Annotated in this window: 18 protein-coding genes; 10 read left to right on the forward strand and 8 right to left on the reverse strand. The window is 74.8% G+C overall.

What is annotated here, in order from left to right:
* Window positions 1–27: 27 nt before the first annotated feature.
* Window positions 28–663 (reverse strand): hypothetical protein, encoded by a 636-nt coding sequence (locus tag ET471_RS10815; RefSeq protein WP_129188235.1) that lies wholly within the window; start codon window positions 661–663, stop codon window positions 28–30.
* Window positions 664–758: 95 nt separating this feature from the next.
* Here ET471_RS10815 and ET471_RS10820 point away from each other — a divergent pair, with 95 nt between their 5' ends.
* The 3 genes from ET471_RS10820 to ET471_RS10830 all read left to right on the forward strand — a co-directional run bounded on the left by ET471_RS10820 (window position 759) and on the right by ET471_RS10830 (window position 2641).
* Entirely contained in the window at window positions 759–1628 is an 870-nt protein-coding gene (locus tag ET471_RS10820) for a hypothetical protein (protein ID WP_129188236.1), read from the forward strand.
* Window positions 1625–2011 (forward strand): GntR family transcriptional regulator, encoded by a 387-nt coding sequence (locus ET471_RS10825; protein WP_129190908.1) that lies wholly within the window; start codon window positions 1625–1627, stop codon window positions 2009–2011. Before ET471_RS10820 ends, ET471_RS10825 begins: the two co-directional genes overlap by 4 nt.
* 132 nt (window positions 2012–2143) lie before the next feature.
* Window positions 2144–2641, forward strand: a complete 498-nt coding sequence (locus ET471_RS10830) for an acyl-CoA thioesterase (RefSeq protein WP_129188238.1) — start codon at window positions 2144–2146, stop codon at window positions 2639–2641.
* A 6-nt stretch (window positions 2642–2647) separates the two neighbouring features.
* Here ET471_RS10830 and ET471_RS10835 read toward each other — a convergent pair whose 3' ends face one another.
* The 3 genes from ET471_RS10835 to ET471_RS10845 all read right to left on the reverse strand — a co-directional run bounded on the left by ET471_RS10835 (window position 2648) and on the right by ET471_RS10845 (window position 4998).
* The gene (locus ET471_RS10835; RefSeq protein ID WP_129188240.1) at window positions 2648–3628 is read right to left on the reverse strand and encodes a DNA topoisomerase IB; all 981 of its coding nucleotides are present in this window, start codon (window positions 3626–3628) and stop codon (window positions 2648–2650) included.
* A 63-nt stretch (window positions 3629–3691) separates the two neighbouring features.
* Window positions 3692–4612 (reverse strand): acyl-CoA thioesterase, encoded by a 921-nt coding sequence (locus ET471_RS10840; protein WP_242496252.1) that lies wholly within the window; start codon window positions 4610–4612, stop codon window positions 3692–3694.
* 2 nt (window positions 4613–4614) lie between these two features.
* On the reverse strand, window positions 4615–4998 hold the full coding sequence (locus ET471_RS10845) for a globin (protein WP_129188242.1): 384 nt from the start codon (window positions 4996–4998) through the stop codon (window positions 4615–4617).
* A 109-nt stretch (window positions 4999–5107) separates the two neighbouring features.
* Between ET471_RS10845 and ET471_RS10850 the strand changes: the two genes are divergently transcribed.
* The gene (locus ET471_RS10850; RefSeq protein ID WP_129188244.1) at window positions 5108–5341 is read left to right on the forward strand and encodes a PTS sugar transporter subunit IIB; all 234 of its coding nucleotides are present in this window, start codon (window positions 5108–5110) and stop codon (window positions 5339–5341) included.
* A gap of 86 nt (window positions 5342–5427) precedes the next feature.
* On the opposite strand, the gene ET471_RS10855 is transcribed toward ET471_RS10850, so the two are convergent.
* Window positions 5428–6462 carry a mechanosensitive ion channel family protein gene (locus ET471_RS10855; RefSeq protein WP_129188246.1) on the reverse strand — a complete coding sequence of 345 codons (1035 nt, stop codon included), beginning with the start codon at window positions 6460–6462 and terminating at the stop codon, window positions 5428–5430.
* A 167-nt stretch (window positions 6463–6629) separates the two neighbouring features.
* Between ET471_RS10855 and malQ the strand changes: the two genes are divergently transcribed.
* Complete coding sequence (gene malQ / locus ET471_RS10860) at window positions 6630–8789, forward strand: 4-alpha-glucanotransferase (RefSeq protein WP_129188248.1); 2160 nt, start codon at window positions 6630–6632, stop codon at window positions 8787–8789.
* A gap of 79 nt (window positions 8790–8868) precedes the next feature.
* On the opposite strand, the gene pepN is transcribed toward malQ, so the two are convergent.
* Window positions 8869–11457, reverse strand: coding sequence for an aminopeptidase N (gene pepN, locus ET471_RS10865; protein WP_129188250.1), 2589 nt, complete (start codon window positions 11455–11457; stop codon window positions 8869–8871).
* A 658-nt stretch (window positions 11458–12115) separates the two neighbouring features.
* On the opposite strand from pepN, the gene ET471_RS10870 reads away from it, so the two are divergent.
* A complete protein-coding gene (locus ET471_RS10870; protein ID WP_129188252.1) occupies window positions 12116–13180 on the forward strand; it encodes a hypothetical protein in 1065 nt (354 codons plus the stop codon).
* Between the two features lie 91 nt (window positions 13181–13271).
* Here the strand turns inward: ET471_RS10870 and ET471_RS10875 are convergent, their stop codons facing one another.
* Window positions 13272–15272, reverse strand: coding sequence for a M13 family metallopeptidase (locus ET471_RS10875; protein WP_129188254.1), 2001 nt, complete (start codon window positions 15270–15272; stop codon window positions 13272–13274).
* An 81-nt stretch (window positions 15273–15353) separates the two neighbouring features.
* Here ET471_RS10875 and ET471_RS10880 point away from each other — a divergent pair, with 81 nt between their 5' ends.
* From ET471_RS10880 to ET471_RS10890, 3 genes are all read left to right on the forward strand, one after another.
* Window positions 15354–15812 (forward strand): ribose-5-phosphate isomerase, encoded by a 459-nt coding sequence (locus ET471_RS10880; RefSeq protein WP_129188256.1) that lies wholly within the window; start codon window positions 15354–15356, stop codon window positions 15810–15812.
* A 15-nt stretch (window positions 15813–15827) separates the two neighbouring features.
* Entirely contained in the window at window positions 15828–16886 is a 1059-nt protein-coding gene (locus tag ET471_RS10885; RefSeq protein WP_129188258.1) for an Fpg/Nei family DNA glycosylase, read from the forward strand.
* Window positions 16887–16956: 70 nt separating this feature from the next.
* Window positions 16957–17370 (forward strand): MGMT family protein, encoded by a 414-nt coding sequence (locus ET471_RS10890; protein WP_129188260.1) that lies wholly within the window; start codon window positions 16957–16959, stop codon window positions 17368–17370.
* Between the two features lie 7 nt (window positions 17371–17377).
* Here the strand turns inward: ET471_RS10890 and ET471_RS10895 are convergent, their stop codons facing one another.
* The gene (locus ET471_RS10895) at window positions 17378–18496 is read right to left on the reverse strand and encodes an LLM class F420-dependent oxidoreductase (protein WP_129188262.1); all 1119 of its coding nucleotides are present in this window, start codon (window positions 18494–18496) and stop codon (window positions 17378–17380) included.
* A gap of 100 nt (window positions 18497–18596) precedes the next feature.
* Here ET471_RS10895 and ET471_RS10900 point away from each other — a divergent pair, with 100 nt between their 5' ends.
* Window positions 18597–18995 (forward strand): MmcQ/YjbR family DNA-binding protein, encoded by a 399-nt coding sequence (locus ET471_RS10900; RefSeq protein ID WP_129188264.1) that lies wholly within the window; start codon window positions 18597–18599, stop codon window positions 18993–18995.
* Window positions 18996–19029 lie beyond the last annotated feature (34 nt).

A 19029-nucleotide genomic window follows, 5' to 3' on the forward strand; every position in this document is an offset into this window, starting at 1 on the left:
CGCGGCGTCGCCGGACGCAGCGCCGGGTCAGGGGCAGACGCCGAGCTCCCGGAGCGCGTCGACGGCGATGGATCCCGTGGGGCCGCCGTCGCGTGGCACGTTCGTGGTCGTGGTCGTGCCCAGGACCGTGCGCCACCGCAGGAACGGCAGGTCGACGGGCTCGTCGTCCTCCGGGGCCTGCGGGGCCGTCGCCTGCGTGCAGTCGTCGATCCGGTAGACGACGGCGAGCGTGAGGTCGGTGCCCCCGCGGACCTGGCGGGGCAGCGCGTTGGCGGGCGCCCGGAGCGCGGCCGGGAACGAGCCGTCCATGGCGTCCTGCCAGACGGCCGCACGCGCCGCGGGCGGACCCTGTCCCACGAGTGCCGCTGTCACGTCCGCGGTCTCGGCCGCCCAGGCCCCGAGGACGTGGGTCCCCGGTGGTGCGACCACCTCGGCGATCGTCGCGCCGGGCCACACGCGGGGGACCGCCTGGTAGACGATCGTGAGGGTGCGGTCCTCCGCCGCGCCCGTCATCCCGCCCCACCCGTCGTCGAACATGCGGGGCCGCAGGACCAGGGGCGAGGCGGCCGCGAGCACGAGGGCGAGCAGCGCCGCGACCACCAGCACGACGTTGCGCCGTGTCGTGCTGGTCGGGACGAGCGTCGCGAGCGACGGGTCGGACACGGTTCCTCCGGGAGAGGGATCTTGTCGATCTGGTTTGGCCCAATCTACTATGACAAAACCTCGCTGGTCGAGAGTCGGACGAAGGGAGACACCACGTGTTCGCCGCCCTGCCCAGGCTCGCCCTGACGCTGCTGATCATCGCCGCGCTCGTGGGCCTCGTCGTCGCCGTGCCGCGGCGTCCCACCGAGCCTCGGCGCGACGCCGCATGGCTCGCCGGGACGTGGCTGGTCCCCACGGACGAGGTCGACGTCTACGCGCGCTCCCTGCGCCGCGTGCGGGCGCACCGCCGGGCTGGAGGCTGGATCGGCATCGCCTTCGCCGTCGTCGCCGGGATCGCCTGGGGCGGGCAGGTGACCTTCGGCATCGCCACGCACGGCCCGCTGGCCGACGTCCTGTTCTGCGGCGTCGCCGGCGTGCTGGTCGGTGCGCTGTCAGCCGAGACGTACCGGCTGACGCTCCCGCGCGCCGGCGCGAGCGCGAGCGCCTCGCTCGCGCCCCGCCCGGAGCTCCCGGGCCGCCGCCAGGTGGTCGCCGCTCGCGTGCTCGCCGGGGCCTCGGTGGTCGTCGGCGCCGCGACGGCGGCCACCGGGCACGGCACCGTCACCCTGTTCACGGCGCTGCTCGTCGTGGTGCTCGTGCTTGTGTGCGCGGCGACGCGCGCGTCCGTGGCCCACCGGCGGCGGCCCGCGCTCTTGGACCGCGCGCTCGTGGTGGACGGCAACCTGCGGGCGTTCGCCGCGCGGACGGTCGCCTGGCTCGAGCTCACCGCCGGCACGCTCGCCGCCACCTGGGCCGTCTCCGCGCTGGGAAGCCTGGGCTGGCTCCCCGACGTGCCGGCGGCGGTGCTCAGCCTCGGCACGCTCGTCACGGCCGTCGTGTTCCTCGTCAAGGCGTCCCCGCGCCCGCCCCGGCGCTTCGCCTGGTCCGACCCGGCACCGCTCGCCGGGACGGTGCCGATCGCGTGATCGTCCACGTCGACCCGGCCTCCCCGGTCCCGGTCTTCGAGCAGCTGCGCGGGCAGATCGAGCGCCTCGTCGTCGCGGGCACCCTCGCGCCCGGCACACCGCTGCCGACCATCCGCGACCTCGCCACGGACCTCGGCCTCGCGCGCGGCACGGTGGCCCGCGTCTACGACGAGCTCGCCCGCGACGGCCTGGTCGAGACGCAGGGCCGCCGCGGCACGCGCGTGCTCGGCCCGGGCCGCCGCAGGCCCGACGACGCGGCGCTCGCCGCCGCGGCCGACGCGTTCGCCGTCGTCCTGCGTCAGCTCGGCGCCGACGACGCCGCGGGGCACGCGGCGCTCGACGCCGCCCTGGCCGCGCTCGGCCCGCAGGTCCCCGCCGGCTGAGGCCACCTGCCGGGCGAGCCCGCCCGCCGGCCGTCCGAGCCCCGGGTGGTTGAGCCCGTCGAGAGCACTCCGCCGACGCCGTGCCCGGTGCCGACGGGCTCCACCACCGGGAGGTCGCGTTAGCCTGCGTGCGTGACCCGACTCCACGTGCCCGTCGCGACCCGCTGGTCCGACCTCGACGCGTACCAGCACGTCAACAACGTCGAGATGTTCCGGCTCCTGGAGGAGGCCCGGATCACGGCGTTCTGGCGGCACGACCCCGACGAGGTGGGGGAGGACTGGCCGACCGCCATCCTCGAGACCGGCCCGCACGCCTCGAGCCACACGTTCGTGGCGAGCCAGCAGATCGAGTACCTGCGCCCGCTGGGCTTCACGCGCACGCCGATGCGCGTCGAGCTGTGGCTGGGCTCCATCGGCGGCGCCTCGCTCCAGGTCTGCTACGAGGTGCACGACGGCACCCCGGGCGGCTACCCGCGCACCGGCCCGGCGTCGGGCGGCGAGCCGTACGTCCGGGCGGCCACGTGGATCGTCGTCGTCGATGCCGCCACGGGGCGGCCCCGCCGCGTCACCGACGTGGAGCGGGCCGCCTGGCACGAGTTCGAGGAGCCCCCGGCGACGTTCCGTCGCTGACGCGCGTCACGGGCCGAGCAGCCGCAGCACGGCACGCTCGGCGGCCGCGTGCGTGCGGGTCGGCCCGATCGTCTCGCCGTGCGCCCACAGGTCCACCAGGCGGGGGTCGATGTAGGACGCCCGCGCCACGGCCGGGGTGTTGCCCAGGTCCTCGGCGACGTCGCGCACCACCTCGGCGACGCCGTGCCGGCGCGCGCGGGCCGAGCGCGGTGCGGGTCCGGCGTCCGCGAGCGCCCTCGCCGCGAGCACCGTCGCGTGCCAGGTGCGGAAGTCCTTGGGCGTCGCGTCGGGTCCGAGCTGCTCCTTGACGGCCGTCTGCACGTCGGCGCTGGTCACGTCGTGCCACGCGCCGTCGCCGTCGCGCCACGCGAGCAGGTCGGTGCCGCCGCGGCGCCGCTTGAGCACCGCGACGAGCCCGGCGACCACCGGGTCGTCCACCACGACGTCGCGCACCTGCCCGCTCTTGGCGGGATACCGGAACCGGACGGTCCCGTCCCGGCTCACCACCGCGTGCTCCTTGCGGATGGTCGCCAGGCCGTAGCTCTGGTGCTTGGCGGCGTAGACCTCGCCGCCCGCGCGGAAGTACGCGAGGTCGAGCAGGCGGAACGCGAGGGCCAGCACCTTCTCGGACCCCATCCCGGGTTCGGCGAGCGCTCGGGTGACGCGGCGCCGGGCGCCGGGCAGCCGCACGCCGACCTCGAGCACGTGGTCGTGCTTGCGGCGCCGGCGCCGCGCGGTCCAGTCCTCGTGGTACAGGTACTGGCCGCGTCCGGCCTCGTCGCGCCCGAACGCCTGGAGGTGGCCGTTCGGGTATGGGCAGATCCACACGTCCCGCCACGCCGGGGGGATCGCCAGCCGGCGGCAGCGTGCCAGCGCGTCCTCGTCGCGCAGCGGGGCGCCGCCGACGTCGAGGTACGTCCAGCCGCGGCCCGCGCGACGCCGCCCGAACCCCGGCTCCGAGGCGGAGACGCGGCGCAGACGGGACATGGGGCCATGGTGACCCGGCCCCGGGGACTCGCAGGCGGGTCAGCGGGTCAGCGGGTCAGGTAGTCAGGCGGGCAGCCGGATCATGCCCTCCTGGGCGATCGACGCCACCAGCACCCCGTCGCGCGTGTAGACGCGCGCGAACCCGAGCGCGCGACCACCCTGCGCCGTCGGTGCCTCCTGGACGAACAGCAGCCAGTCGTCCACCCGGGCGTCGCGGTGCCACCACATGGCGTGGTCGAGGCTGGCCATGGGCACGCCCGCGCCGACGTCGAGCCACGTCTTGCCCGCCCGGCGCAGCACCGGCTCGAGCATCACCTGGTCGCACGCGTACGCGAGGAGCGCGCGGTGCAGCAGCGGGTCGTCCGAGCCGACCGCGTGGCGCGCCCGCACCCACACCATCTGCCGGTCCGACCGTGTCGTGTCCGGACCCAGGAAGAGCGAGCCGCCCACGTGCGCGAGCTCGAACGCGGAGTCGTGCGACCACCAGCGCGCGGCCGGGTGGTCGATGGGCCCGAGCTCGTCGAACGCGCTGCGCACGTCCTCGGGCGCGGGCACGTCGTCCGGCGCCGAGCGCTGGTAGTCGTAGCCCGGCTGGTCCTCCTGGAAGGAGACCGTGAGCGTCAGGATCGGCTTGCCGTGCTGGATCGCGTGCGTACGCCGGGCGCTGAACGAGTTGCCGTCGCGCAGCCGCTCGACGGCGAAGTCGATCGGCACGTCCAGGGCGCCCTCGCGCAGGAAGTAGGCGTGCATCGAGTGCGGTGCCCGGGCGGGGTCGACGGTCCGGCCGCACGCGACGATCGCCTGCGCGAGCACCTGGCCGCCGTAGACGCGGTTGCCGAGGGCGGGCATGGTGCCGCCGCGCCACAGGTCGTCCTCGCCGCGCGGGCCCCAGCCCTCGACCTCGTGCAGGTCGAGCACGGCGAGGAGCCGCTCGAGGGCGGAGGGGGTCTCGTCGGCGGGCTTCACCAGGTGCAGGGAGGTCACGGTCACTCCTCGAAGGTGTTGATCATGGAGTGGGCGGCCCGCTCCAGGTAGTCCCACAGCTGTGCCTCGTGCAGCGGCGCCAGCCCGAGCGAGTCGACGGCGTCGCGCATGTGCGCCAGCCACCGGTCGCGGGCGTCGGGGTTCACCTTGAAGGGCGCGTGCCGCATGCGCAGCCGGGGGTGGCCGCGCTCCTGGGAGTACGTCGTCGGGCCGCCCCAGTACTGCTCGAGGAACAGCGTGAGGCGCTCCTTGGCGGGGCCGAGGTCCTCCTCGGGGTACATCGCGCGGAGCACGTCGTCGTCCGCCACCCCCGCGTAGAACCGGTCCACCAGCGCCACGAAGGTGGCGTGGCCGCCGACGGCGTCATAGAACGAGCCAGGAATCACGCGTTCATCGTGCCAGACCGCCGCAGGGCGCCGCGCACGTGCTCACCATCGCTTTCGTGGGGCTAGGCTGGGCAGGGACCTGCAAAGGCGCAAGGGACGGAGACCAGGAATGACGAAGGCTGACCAGATCCTCGCGGCGCTCGGCGGCACCACGAACATCGTGGAGCTCGAGCCGTGCATCACGCGGCTGCGCGTGCAGGTCACAGATCCCGCACTGGTCGACGAGCCGCGGCTCAAGCAGTCCGGCGCCTTCGGCGTCGTGCGCTCCGGCCGGGTCATCCAGGTGATCGTCGGCCCGGAGGCCGACGACCTCGCGGCGGAGATGGACACGCTGCGCGCCTAGCACCTCCCCGACACCACCTCCCCGACACGGCGAGACGCCGGCGACCCCACGGGTCGCCGGCGCCTCGCACGTCCCGGACCGTGCGGTCACGCCGACGACGCGGCGCCTGTGACGATGATCCCCGCCGCGCGCAGCTGCGCGTACGCGGCCACGAGCAGCGCGCGCATGACGTCGCCGTCCCGCCCGGGACGCACCTTGGCGTGCATCGTGAACGCGTACGCGCCCTCGGTGATGGCGTCGACGCCGCGCACGGCCGGCGTCTCGAGCAGGTCGGCGCCGAGCACCTCGTCGCTCTGCACGACGTCGACGGCGCGGCCGAGCGCCGCCCGCACCACGTCGACGTCCGAGCCGACGGGCACGCGCACCTCGGCGACGGCCCGCGCCCACTGCTGCGTGCGGTTGCCGGCGCGCAGGATCTCGCCGTTGCGCACGTGCCACAGGGTCCCGTCGAAGCTGCGGACGTGCGTCAGGCGCAGGTCCACCTTCTCGACGGTGCCGATGGCGCCGGCACCCAGGTCGACGACGTCGCCCACGCCGTACTGGTCCTCCAGCAGGATGAACAGGCCCGAGAGGAAGTCGCGCACGAGCGACTGGGCGCCGAAGCCGACGGCGACGCCGACGACGCCGGCCGTGCCCAGCAGCCCGGCGACGACGTTCCCCGCACCCACGGCGCCGAGGACGAACAGCGCCATCGCGGTGATGATGATGATCGTCGCGGCCGACGTGAGCACCGAGCCCACGGTCCGGGCGCGCCGCGCCCGCCGCTGCTTCACCTCGGGGGTGGCCAGGCCCAGCGTGTCCTCGACGAGGACCTTGCGGGCCTTGCGCCCCGTCGTCGTCGGCTCGTCCTCCTCGGTGGCCTCGACGTACGCGCGGTGGTAGCCCTTGGCGATCCGGTCGGTCACGTGCGCGATGACGCGCCGCACGACGGCGAGGGCGACCACGCCCACGACCAGGACGATGATCACCTGGAGCGGCCAGCCGGTGAACCACTCCCAGAAGTCGAACAGCTTCTCGCCCGTCTGGCCGACGATGCCGCCGCTCGGGCTGGGGTCGGGCGTCGACGCGGCGGCGAGCCGGCGGAGCGGGTCGGTCAGGGTGAGCAGGGCAACGTCGGTCACGCGTCCCACCGTAACGGCGGCACGTGAAGGCCCCGTGCCCGGCCCGCGACGTCCTCGTGCCGTGACCGCGACCGCCCGCGACGACCCCGCGACGCCGCGCCGACCACAGCGCGTCCGCCGCAGGACGCCGTCGGGCTTCGCCGCTGGCCAGGTGGCAAGATCGACCCGTGAGCCAGACCCCGCCGCCTGACGAGATCCCCGCCGAGCTGCTCGAGCTCGCGCATGTGCACGGGGTGCGCACCGAGTTCTACGGGTTCGACGGGGGCGCCCAGCAGGTGCGCGCGTCCACGCTCGTCGCGGTGCTGGAGGCCCTGGGCGTCCCGGCGACGTCCCGCAACCAGGTGCAGATGTCCCTCGCGCTCGCCCGCGACGACGAGTGGCGCCAGGCGCTGCCGCCCACCGTCGTCGTGCGCCAGGGCGTGGACGCGACCGTGCCGGTGCACGTGAACGACGGCTCGGCCGTCCAGGTGTGGGTCGAGCTCGACGGCGCGGAGCCGCTCGCGGCCCGTCGCGGGCAGCGCGAGCGCCGCGACCTGACGCAGCGCGAGGTCTACGTCGAGCCGCGCATGGTGGACGGCCGCCGCACGGGCCGCGCCACGTTCGCCGTGCCCACCGACCTGCCGCTGGGCTGGCACACGCTCCACGCGACGTCCGACGGCGGGGAGGCGAAGACGACGCTCGTCGTGACGCCGCAGCGCCTGACGCTCGCGCCCGAGGTCGAGCAGAAGCAGGTCTGGGGCCTGCTCGTGCAGCTCTACTCGGTGCGCTCGCGCACCTCGTGGGGGCTGGGCGACCTCGCCGACCTCGCCGACATCGCCTGGCTGGCCGCGCACCGCGGCGGCGCCGACTTCGTGGCGGTCAACCCGCTCGCCGCGGCGGAGCCGACCGTGCCGATGACGCCGTCGCCGTACCTGCCCACCTCGCGCCGGTTCCTCAACCCGGTCTACGTCCGCGTCGAGGACATCCTCGAGACGGCGTACCTGTCGGCCGCCGACCGCTCGCTGGTCGAGTGGGCCGCCGACCCGGTGCGCGATCTGGCCACCGACCCCGGACCCATCGACCGTGACGCCGTCTGGGAGGCCAAGAAGGCCGCGCTCGAGGTCGTGTTCACCGCGCCCCGCCGCGCTGCCAGGCAGGCCGCGTACGAGGAGTTCGTCGCCGAGCAGGGCAAGGGCCTGCGCGACTACGCCACCTGGTGCGCGATCACCGAGCACCTCGCCGGCAAGGACTGGCCGCGCGAGCTGTCGACGCCCGACGCGCCCGCCGTCGTCGCGCTGCGCGAACAGCTCGCCGAGCGCGTCGAGTTCCACACCTGGCTGCAGTGGGTGGCCGACGAGCAGAAGGCCGTCGCGCAGCGCACCGCGCGCGAGGCCGGCATGAAGATCGGCATCATGCACGACCTCGCCGTCGGCGTGCACCCCGAGGGGGCCGACGCCTGGGCCAACGGCGCCTACCTGGCACGGGGCGTCGAGGTGGGCGCGCCGCCGGACATGTACAACCAGCAGGGGCAGAACTGGTCGCAGCCGCCGTGGAACCCGCGTGCGCTCGCCAAGGCCGGGTACGCCCCGTACCGCGACATGCTGCGCACCGTGCTCCGCTCGGCGGGGGCGCTGCGCGCCGACCACATCCTCGGCCTGTTCCGGTTGTGGTGGATCCCGGGCGGCTCCAAGGCGTCCGCGGGCACGTACGTCGCCTACGACCACGAGGCGATGGTCGGCATCCTGTGCCTCGAGGCGCAGCGTGCCGGCGCCGTCGTCGTCGGCGAGGACCTGGGCGTGTTCGAGCCCTGGGTGCGCGACTACCTCGCCGACCGCGGCATCCTCGGCACCTCGGTACTGTGGTTCGAGCAGGAGAACGGCGGGCCGCTGCCCCCCGAGAAGTACCGGCACCTGGCCATGGCGTCGGTGGGCACGCACGACATGCCGCCGACGGCGGGCTACCTCGCGGGCGAGCACGTCGACCTGCGCGAGCGGCTCGGCCTGCTCACGGAGCCCGTCGAGGTCGTCCGCCGCCGCGCCCGCGAGGAGCGCGAGGTGTTCGTGCGCGCGCTCGTCGAGCGCGGGCTCGTCGGCGAGGACGCGTCCGAGCGGGAGATCGTCGAGGCCATGCACCGCTATCTGCGCCGGGCGCCGTCGGCCCTGTTCGGCGTGCAGCTCGTCGACATGGTCGGGGAGCGGCGCTCGCAGAACCAGCCCGGCACCGACCAGGAGTACCCGAACTGGAAGGTGCCGCTGGGCGACGCCAACGGCAACCCGATCCTGCTCGAGGACCTGTTCGAGTCCCAGCGCCTGCGCAGCCTGATCGCGGCGCTCAACGCCGACGCCTGACGCCGGCGGCCGGCCGACGACGGCGAAAGGCCCCGCCCCCTGGAACCGTCCAGGAGGCGGGGCCTTCGCCGTCGGGCGGTCAGCGTGCCGCGTCGACCGCCTGGGCCGTCAGCGCCCGCTCGGTGTCCGCGAGGCTCTCGACGACCATGCGGCGCAGCGACGGGGCCGCGTCCGGGTGGGCGTCCAGCCACCCGCGCACCGCGTCGCGCAGCTCGGCCGTCGCGACGGGGAGCGGGTAGAGGCCCTCGATGAGCTCCTCCGACATCTGGTACGAGCGCGACTCCCAGATCGGCAGCAGCGCGTCGACGTACCGGCCGACGAGCGGCGCGAGGACGGCCGGGTCGGTCACCCGGCGGAAGCCCGTCGCGGTCGCGCGGATGATCGCGTTGGGCACGTCCTCGACGTCCACGATCGACGCGAAGGCGGCCTCCTTGTCGGCCGTCGTCGGCTTCGACGCGCGCACGCGCGCGGCGGCCTGACGGCCGTTCGCCGTGTCGTCCGCGGCGACGGCGGCGTCGATCTCGGCGTCCCCCGCCGCGCCGAGCGCGACCAGGCCCTGGAGCAGGTCCCAGCGCAGGTCGGTGTCGACCTCGCGGCCCGCCAGCACCACCTCGCCGGACAGGAGCCCGGCCAGCGGGGCCACGTGCTCCGGCCCCGACGCGAGCGCCGAGAAGGCGCGCACGAGCTGGAGCTGGAGGTCCGAGCCGGGCGCCGCCGCGGTGGCGAGGCCCCACACGGCGTCGGCGGCCCGCGTGGTCTGCGCCGCCCGGAGCTCCGGGTCGGCGTAGATCCCGGCCGCCGTGCCGAGCTGGCCCAGCACCATCGTCACGGTCGTCGACTCGGTCTCGGCCGAGACGTTGTTCAGCACCAGGTCCACGAACGACGACGCCGGGGCCTCGCCGTCGCGCACCGCGTCCCACGCGGAGCCCCAGATGACGCCGCGGGTCAGCGAGTCGCTGATCTTCGCCAGGTTCGCGACGGCGAACGCGAGCGAGTCGGCGTCGAGGCGCACCTTGGCGAAGGCCAGGTCGTCGTCGTTGAGCAGGACGAGGCCGGGGCGCTGCGTCCCCACGAGCTCGGGCACCGCGGTGACCGGGCCGTCGACGTCGACGATCACCTGGTGCGTGCGCACCACGGCGCCGGCGGCGTCGAGCGAGTAGTAGCCGATGCCCAGGCGGTGCGGGCGCAGCGTCGGGTGGTCGGCGGGGGCGGTCTGGTGGATCTCGAACGACTCGACCGTGCCGTCCGCGGCGACCGTGATCGACGGGGTGAGCGTGTTCGTGCCGGCCGTCTCCAGCCAGGCCGCGCTCCACGCCTCGAGGTCGCGGCCGCTCGTGGCCTCGAGCTCGACGAGCAGGTCGCGCAGCACGGTGTTGCCGAACGCGTGCTTGCGGAAATAGCGCGCGAGGCCCTTCATGAACTGCTCGCGGCCCACCCACGCGTAGAGCTGCTTGAGCACCGAGGCGCCCTTGGCGTACGTGATGCCGTCGAAGTTCGTGTAGACGTCCTCGAGGTCGCGGATCTCGGCGACGATCGGGTGCGTCGACGGCAGGGCGTCCTGCCGGTAGGCCCACGTCTTCTCCGACGCCGCGAACGTCGTCCAGCCCTCGGTCCACTCGGTGGCCTCGGCCGTGGCGAGCGTGGAGGCGAACTCCGCGAACGACTCGTTGAGCCACAGGTCGTTCCACCACTTCATGGTGACCAGGTCGCCGAACCACATGTGCGCGAGCTCGTGCAGGATCGTCACGACGCGGCGCTCCTTGCGCCCGTCCGGCACCGACCCGCGGAACACGTACGCCTCGGTGAACGTGACACAGCCCGGGTTCTCCATCGCGCCCATGTTGTACTCGGGCACGAAGAGCTGGTCGTACTTGTCGAACGGGTACGGGTACTCGAACGCCTCCTCGTAGAAGGCGAAGCCCTTGCGCGTGATGTCGACGATGTAGCCGGCGTCCAGGTACTGCGACAGCGACTGGCGGCAGAACACGCCCAGCGGGATCTCGCGCCCGTCCGTGGAGGTCAGCGAGTCGCGCACGACGGCGTAGGGGCCCGCGACGAGCGCCACGAGGTAGGTGGACAGGCGCGGCGTCGGCTCGAAGGTCCACGTCGCGGTCGCCTCGGCGTCCTTGCCCTCGACCACGACGACGGTGCCGGCCTCGGCGACGGGCTCCGGCGTCGGCTGGTTCGACACGACCTCCCAGCGCGCGGGGGCGGTCACGGTGACCTGGTAGGTCGCCTTGAGGTCCGGCTGCTCGAACGTCGCGAAGACGCGGCGCGCGTCGGGCACCTCGAACTGCGTGTACAGGTACACCTCGCCGTCGACCGGGTCGACGAAGCGGTGCAAGCCCTCGCCCGTGTTGGTGTAGGCGCAGTCCGCGACGACGACGACCTCGTTCTCGGCCGCCAGGTCCTCAAGCGCGATCCGCGAGTCGGCGAAGACGGCCGCCGGGTCCAGGTCGACGCCGTTGAGGGTCACGGACCGGACCGTCGGGGCCACCAGGTCGAGGAACGTCGAGGCGCCCTCGGTGCCGCTGAAGCGGATCGTCGTCGTCGACGCGAAGGTGGTCGGGCCGGTGGTCAGGTCGAGCGCGATGGCGTACGACTCGACGGCGGTCACGGCGGCGGCGCGCTCGATCGCCTCGGCGCGGGTCAGGTTCTGTCCGGGCACGGGTTCTCCCTTGGCTGGCTTCGCGGGCAGGTGCCCGCTGGTGCGGCATCACGGGGCCGACTGCGTGGCCCCCGGGCGATCCTCTCACCGTCGCCTTGGGGAAACACCGGGTGACGTCTCCCGCCAGGCTGGTCACGGGTGTGCGGTCGGGCGTCATTCGACTCACCCGGGTGAACCGTGGCATCCTGCCGGGTGCGCTGCCGCGCTACCCCGGGTGCCCGGTTTGTCCGATGCGCCCGGTCCACGCTCGGAGGGAGTACCGCATGTCCAGCCCGCACACCCCGGGCTCCGTGCCACCGCCGCCCCCGCCGCCGGACCCCTCCCAGGGTCCCGCGGAGGCTGCCCCGCGCCGTGCGCCCTCGCACGACGACACCCCGACCGCGCCCTTCACGCCGTTCACGACGGGGGTGATGCCGGCCGTCCCGCCCGCGTCGCCGCCGGACGGCGCGACGCCGGCCGCCCCGACGTCGCCCGCCCCGACGTCGCCCGCCCCGACGTCGGACGGCGCGACGCAGGTCGTGCCGCCCGCCCCGGCGTCGGCGGTCCCGGCCGCCTCGCCGCACGCGCCGGTCCCGCCCGCGCCGCAGGCCCCGGCGCCGCACGCCGCTGCCCAGCACGCCCCGTCCCGCCCGCCCCGGACGTGCCGGCGGGCCCCCCGGTGCGGCACGCGACGGTCGCGCCCACGGCGGCACCCGGCGCCGCGCCCGTCGCGCCGGCCCCGCAGGCTCCCGCCCGGGTGCAGCGCATCTCGGCCGCGCAGCGCATGGCGCGCAGCACGGCCCCGACGTCGCCGTTCGCCGCCGCCGCACCGCAGCCCGCCCCGCCGATGCCGCGCACCGGGATCCCGCTCCAGCAGGTCGCGGCGCCCGAGCAGGGCGACTGGTTCGCGCAGGCCGCGGCGCAGCAGGCGGCTGCCGCCGCCCCGCAGCCCGCCGCGCCGTCGTACGCCCCGCTGTACGTCCAGCAGGCCTACGGTCAGCCGCCGCCGGCGCCCGCCGCGCAGCAGTACCCGGCGGCGCAGGCGTACCCGCCGGCCGGATACGCGCCCCCCGGGCAGTCCTACCCAGGGCAGTCCTACCCAGGGCAGTCCTACCCAGGGCAGTCCTACCCAGGGCAGTCCTACCCAGGGCAGCCCGCTCCGGCGCCGGCGGAGGCCCCCTACGCCGGCTCCGCCCCGGAGGCGCCCGCCCGCCGCAAGCCCACGCCGGGCATGGTCGCGCTCACCGCGTTCGTCGCGGTGCTGCTCGTCGGCGCGGGCGTGCTCGCGGTCAACCTGTTCCGCGGCGGTCAGCCCGCCGACGAGGCGGACGGCCCGACGGCGGTGTCACGGTCCACGACGTCGCCGGAGCCCTCGGCGGCGCCCGCGCAGGTCCTGGCGGAGTTCGCCTCGCCGACCGGCAACATCGTCTGCCAGATCACCACGGACGCGGCCACCTGCTCGATCGCGACGCTCAACCAGCAGCCCGCGCCGGTCGAGGGCTGCGACGGGACCGTCGGCTACCGCGTCACGATGGCCGCGGAGACGGGCGAGGTGACGCTGCCGTGCGTCCCCGCCGACCAGCAGCCGCAGCCCGCCGCGCCCGGCGCGCAGGTGCTCGCGTATGACCAGACGATCACGCAGGGCACGTTCACCTGCACGTCGGCCAACACGGGCATGAGCTGCAAGGACGACCAGACCGGCAAGGGCTTCTCGATCAAGAAGGCCGGCATCGGGACGTTCTGACCGACCGCCCCGGCGTCGGGACGCTCGTCGTTCCCGCGGTCGCGGGACCCAGGAACCCCGGGTCCCGCGACCGCGCAGGACGGCGGCGCGCCTACCAGATGCGGACGCGGTCCTCGGGCGCCAGCCAGAGGCCGTCGCCCTCGGCCACCCCGTAGGTCTCGTGGAACTCGTCCACGTTGCGCACGATGCCGTTGCAGCGGAACTCGTTGGGGGAGTGCGGGTCGGTGGCGATCCGGCGCTGCACCTCCTCGTCGCGGCCCTTGGCCTGCCACACCTGCGCCCAGCCGAGGAACACGCGCTCCAGGCCGGTGAGCCCGTCGACGACGGGAGCGTCGTCGAGCGACCCGCCCAGCGCGATCCGGTAGGCCTTGAGCGCGATCGACAGGCCGCCCAGGTCGCCGATGTTCTCGCCGATCGTCAGGCTGCCGTTGACGTGTGCGCCGTCGGGGCCGAGCTGGAGAGGGACGAACGCGTCGTACTGGGCGATGAGGGCGCCGGTGCGCTTCTCGAACTCCTCGCGGTCCGCCGGCGTCCACCAGTCCTCGAGCCGGCCGTCGCCGTCGTACTTGGAGCCCTGGTCGTCGAAGCCGTGGCCGATCTCGTGCCCGATGACGCCGCCGATGCCGCCGTAGTTCACGGCGTCGTCGGCCTCCGGGTCGAAGAACGGGGGCTGGAGGATCGCGGCCGGGAAGACGATCTCGTTCATGCCCGGGTTGTAGTACGCGTTGACGGTCTGAGGGGTCATGAACCACTCGTCGCGGTCGAGCGGCTTGCCCACCTTGTTCAGCTCGTGGTCCAGGTCGAACGCGTTGGAGCGGCGCACGTTCCCGACGACGTCGCCCGCGTCGACGACCAGCGCGGAGTAGTCGCGCCACGTGACCGGGTAGCCGATCTTGGGCGTGAACTTCTCGAGCTTGGCCAGGGCCTTCGCCTTGGTCTCGGCGGTCATCCAGTCCAGGCCCTCGATGGACTCGCGGTACGCGGCCACGAGGTTGGCGACGAGCTCGTCCATCTTCGCCTTGTGGGCGGGCGGGAAGTGGCGGGCGACGTACTGCTCGCCCACGGCCTCGCCCAGCGCTCCCTCCACGAGGGCGACGCCGCGCTTCCAGCGCTCGCGCACCTCCTGCGCACCCGAGAGCGTGCGGCCGTAGAAGTCGAAGTTCGCCTCGACGATCTCGGCCGTGAGGTACGGGGCGCGGGCCGTGACCAGGCGGTAGGCCGCCCAGGCCTGCCAGTCGGCGAGCGGTTCCGACTGCCACAGCGCGGCCAGCCCCTCGGCGTACGAGGGCTCGCGCACCACGAGCGCGTCCAGGGCGCCCGCGGGGGCGCCGAGCGCGGTCGCCCACGTCTGCCAGTCGAAGCCGGGCGCACGCGTCGCCAGCTCGGCGAGCGTCGTCGGGTTGTACGTCAGCGTCGCGTCCCGGTCCTTGACGACGTCCCAGTGGTGGGCCGCCAGCCTGGTCTCGAGCGCGACGACGCGGGCCGCGGCCTCGTCGGCGTCGACGCCGAGCACGTCGGTGGCGCCGCCCAGGCGCAGCATGCGAGCCACGTGCGGCGTGTACTTCTCGCGCAGCGGCGCGTACTGGTCCTCGCGGTAGTACGCCTCGTCCGGCAGGCCGAGGCCCGACTGGTACAGGTAGACGCGGTACTGCTCGGGGTCCGCGGCGTCGTTGTCGACGTAGAAGCCGACGACGCCGCCGCCGCCCGTGCGCTGCAGCGCGCCCAGCACGCCCGTCAGCTCGGCCTGCGACGTCGCGCCCGCGACGAGTGCGAGGTCCGCGGCGAGCGGCGTGGTGCCGAGGGACTCGATGCGCTCGGTGTCCATGAAGGCCGAGTACAGGTCGCCGATCTTCGCCGCCGTGGTGCCGGGCTCCGTGTCCGACGCCGCCGCGAGGTCCGTGATGACGTCGCGCACGCGCTCCTCGGACAGGTCGCGCAGCTTCATGAACGCGCCGTCCATCGCACGGTCGGCGGGGATCTCGTGCGTCGCGATCCAGGTGCCGTTCACGTGCCGGTACAGGTCGTCCTGCGGACGGGTGGCAGGGTCCAGGGCGTCGGTGTCGATGCCGGACCGCAGAGCTTCGGTGGTCATGGCCGCCACCTTACGGGCGCATCGTCTCGCACGGGCGGCCCGTGGGAGCAGCGCGTCGCCGACGTGGGCCAGAATGAGGCCATGCGTCTTCACATCGGCACCGACCACGCCGGATTCGAGCTCAAGAACACCCTCGTCGAGCATCTGCGCTCCGAGGGCCACGACGTCGTCGACCACGGCGCGCACGTCTACGACGCGCTCGACGACTACCCGGCGTTCTGCATCTCCGCGGCCGAGGCCGTCGTCGCGGAGCCCGGCTCGCTCGGCATCGTCATCGGCGGCTCCGGCAACGGCGAGCAGCTCGCCGCCAACCGCGTCACCGGCATCCGCGCCATCCTCGCCTGGTCGGTCGAGACGGCGAAGCTCGGCCGCCAGCACAACGACGCCAACGTCATCTCCGTCGGCGGGCGCATGCACACCGTCGAGGAGGCCACGGCGATCGTCGAGGCGTTCCTCGCCGAGCCGTTCTCCGGCGACGAGCGCCACCAGCGCCGCATCGACCAGATGTCGGCGTACGAGGCCCAGCGCGACGCGCGTTGACCCAGGTCTGACGACGTGCCCGAGGGTCACACCGTCCACCGCCTCGCGAGGGCGTTCGCCGACCTGTTCGGCGGCCAGGCGCTCGCCGTGACCAGCCCGCAGGGCCGGTTCGCGGCGGGCGCCTCGCTCGTGTCCGGGCGCGTGCTCGTCGCGAGCGAGGCGTGGGGCAAGCAGCTCTTCCTGGGCTTCGCCCCCGCGGGGTCCCGGTCGTCCGGCGCCGGGTCGAGGGACCCGGGACCGGAGATGCAGCCCGAGCTGTGGCTTCGCGTCCACCTGGGCCTCTACGGCGCGTGGACGTTCGCGACGGACGGCAGCGCCGACGTCGTCCACGCGATCGGCGCCCCGCGCAAGCGCGTCGGCGAGAGCGAGACGCCGCTGCCGGAGGAGGCCGAGCCGCGGGACGGCGAGGCCTGGGACGTCCCCGGGCCGCGGGGTGCCGTCCGGGCCCGGCTGCTCGGTGCGCACGCCGTCGCCGACCTCACCGGGCCCACCGCGTGCGAGGTCATCACGCCCGCGGACAAGGCGGCGGTCGAGGCGCGGCTCGGGCCCGACCCGGTCCGCCCCGACGGCGGCCGCGCCTCGCTCGCGGAGGCCCGCGCGGCGTTCGTGGCGACGGTGCGCCGCTCGCGCGTCGTCGTCGGGCAGCAGCTCATGGACCAGGCGGTCGTGGCGGGCGTGGGCAACATCTACCGGGCGGAGGCGCTCTTCCGCGCCGGGCTCGACCCGATGCGCCCGGGCCGGGACGTCGACCCGGCCGTCCTGGGCGACGTGTGGGACGACCTCGTGCTGCTCATGCACGACGGCGTCGCGCGCGGCGCGATCGTCACCACGCGGCCGGAGGACCGCGGGCCGGACGCGCCCGGCATCCGTGCCGCCGGGGGAGCGGCCGCGCTCGGCGCGACCACGCGACGCCACGAGCGGCGCGCGCCCGTGCCACCCGGCGCCGTCGCGCGGGAGGAGTCGTTCTACGTCTACCAGCGCGACGGCCTGCCGTGCCGCGTCTGCGGCACGCCCGTGCTGGTCAAGGACCTCGCCGGGCGGTCGCTCTACTGGTGCGGGGTCTGCCAGGCCTGACGCTGCCACGCGCGGGCCTCGCCGGGCGCCTCCCGCTCCGCGCTGCGGCCGCGCGAGCTAGGGTCGGGACGTGCCCGCTCAGCCCCCGCAGGACCCGGTCGAGGAGTATGCCGCCGCCGTCCTCGCGCTCGCCCGGCGCATCCCGTCGGGCCGGGCGATGACGTACGGCCTCATCGCCGAGATCGTCGCCGAGACGCTGCACCGCGGTGGTCCGCGCCAGGTCGGCCAGGTGATGGCGGGCTCGGGCAGCCGGTACGCGCACCTCGTCCCCGAGGGTGCGGCGGTCGTCGGGCCGGCGCAGGACACCAACGGCGTGCCCTGGTGGCGCGTGGTCAACGCGGCGGGTGCCCCGCCGCCGCAGTACGCGTCGACGGCCCTCGACGCGCTGCGCGCCGAGGGCACGCCGCTCACCAAGGACGGCACGCGCATCGCGTTGCGCCGGGCGATCTGGTACCCCGGCATCGACGACGCGCCCCCGTGCTGAGACCGGCTCAGACGCGCCGCGGCGCGACTCGGGCGAGCGCCGCCCCCGCCGCCGAGCGCACGGCGGCACCCGCCGTGCCCCGGCGGGACTCCGCCGCCGCGAGCGCTGCGAGCATCGAGGCCGGATCGCCCTGCAGCAGCAGCGTCGTGACCGCCGTCCCCTCCCACCGGGAGAGGTCCGCGCGCACCTTCGCCGCCGGGCCCACGAGCGCGACCTCCTCGATCAGCGCGCGCGGGACCGCCTTCGCGGCCTCGTCCTTGCGCCCCGCGAGGAAGTGCGCCTGCACCTCGTCGAGCGCGTCCGCGTACCCCAGGCGGTCGAGGGACGCCTTGTGGAAGTTCGCCTCCTTGGACCCCATGCCGCCCACGTAGAGCGCCACGTGCGGCCGCAGCACGTCCGCGGCCTCCTCGACGTCGTCGCGCACGACGACGGGCACCGTCGCCAGCACCTCGAACGCCGACGACGGCGTCCGCGCCCCGCTGCGGGCGGTGAAGCCCTCCGCGAGCAGCGCCCGGTGCTCGGCGTCGGTGCGGGGGGCGTAGAAGCCGGCCATCCAGCCGTCGGCGATCTCGGCGGCGAGCGCGACGTTGCGCGGGCCCTGCGCGGCCAGCACGACCGGCAGCTCCGCCCGCAGCGGGTGGACGGTGGGCTTGAGCGGCTTGCCGAGCCCGGTCGCCCCGGCGACGTCGGCGGGCACCGGGAGGCGGAAGAACGCCCCGGACGCAGTGACGGGGCGCTCGCGGGCGAGCACCTGCCGCACGATGTCGACGTACTCGCGGGTGCGGGCGAGCGGGCGCCCGTACGGCTGTCCGTACCAGCCCTCGACGACCTGCGGCCCGGACGCCCCGAGGCCGAGCACGAACCTTCCGCCGGAGAGGTGGTCGAGCGTGAGCGCCTGCATCGCGGTCGCTGTCGGCGTGCGGGCCGCCATCTGTGCGATCCCCGTGCCGAGCCGCACCCGCCGCGTGCGCGAGCCCCACCAGGCGAGCGGCGTGAAGGCGTCCGACCCGTACGCCTCCGCCGTCCAGACCGAGTCCAGGCCCAGCGCCTCGGCCGTGCGCAGCGCCGGAACGATGCCCCGCGGGGGCCTGCGGGACCAGTAGCCGGTCTGGATGCCGATGCGCATGGAAGGGCTCCTCGTCGAGTCCGGGTTCCTGCGACCGGGCGTCGCAGGTAACGCGGATCACACCCTAGCCGACGGCGCAAGGTCGCCGTACGGTCGACCCATGGCCACGATCGAGGACGTCTCCCGCCTCGCCGCTGCGCTGCCCGACGTCGTCGAGGGCACCCGGACCGGGCACGCCACGGGCCTGCACTGGGCCGTCGGGACGAAGACGTTCGCGTGGGAGCGGGCGTTCAGCAAGGCCGACCTCCGGCGGTTCGGCGACGAGCCCGTGCCCGGCGGCCCGATCCTCGCCGTCGTCGTCGAGGACCTCGGCGAGAAGCAGTCGGTGCTCGAGGACGGCATGCCCGGGTTCTTCACGATCCCGCACTTCGACGGCTACGCGGCCGTGCTCGTCCAGCTCGACGCCGTCCGGGAGACCGACCTGGAGGAGGCGCTCCTGGAGGCGTGGGCGACGGTGGCCCCGCCGGACGTCGCCCGGGCCTTCCTCGGCGGCGGCTGAGCAGGCCGCGCCCGGCGCCGTCCGAGGGGTCATC

Origin of the sequence: Xylanimonas protaetiae (genome assembly GCF_004135385.1) — a bacterium.
Taxonomy (GTDB): Bacteria; Actinomycetota; Actinomycetes; order Actinomycetales; family Cellulomonadaceae; genus Xylanimonas; species Xylanimonas protaetiae.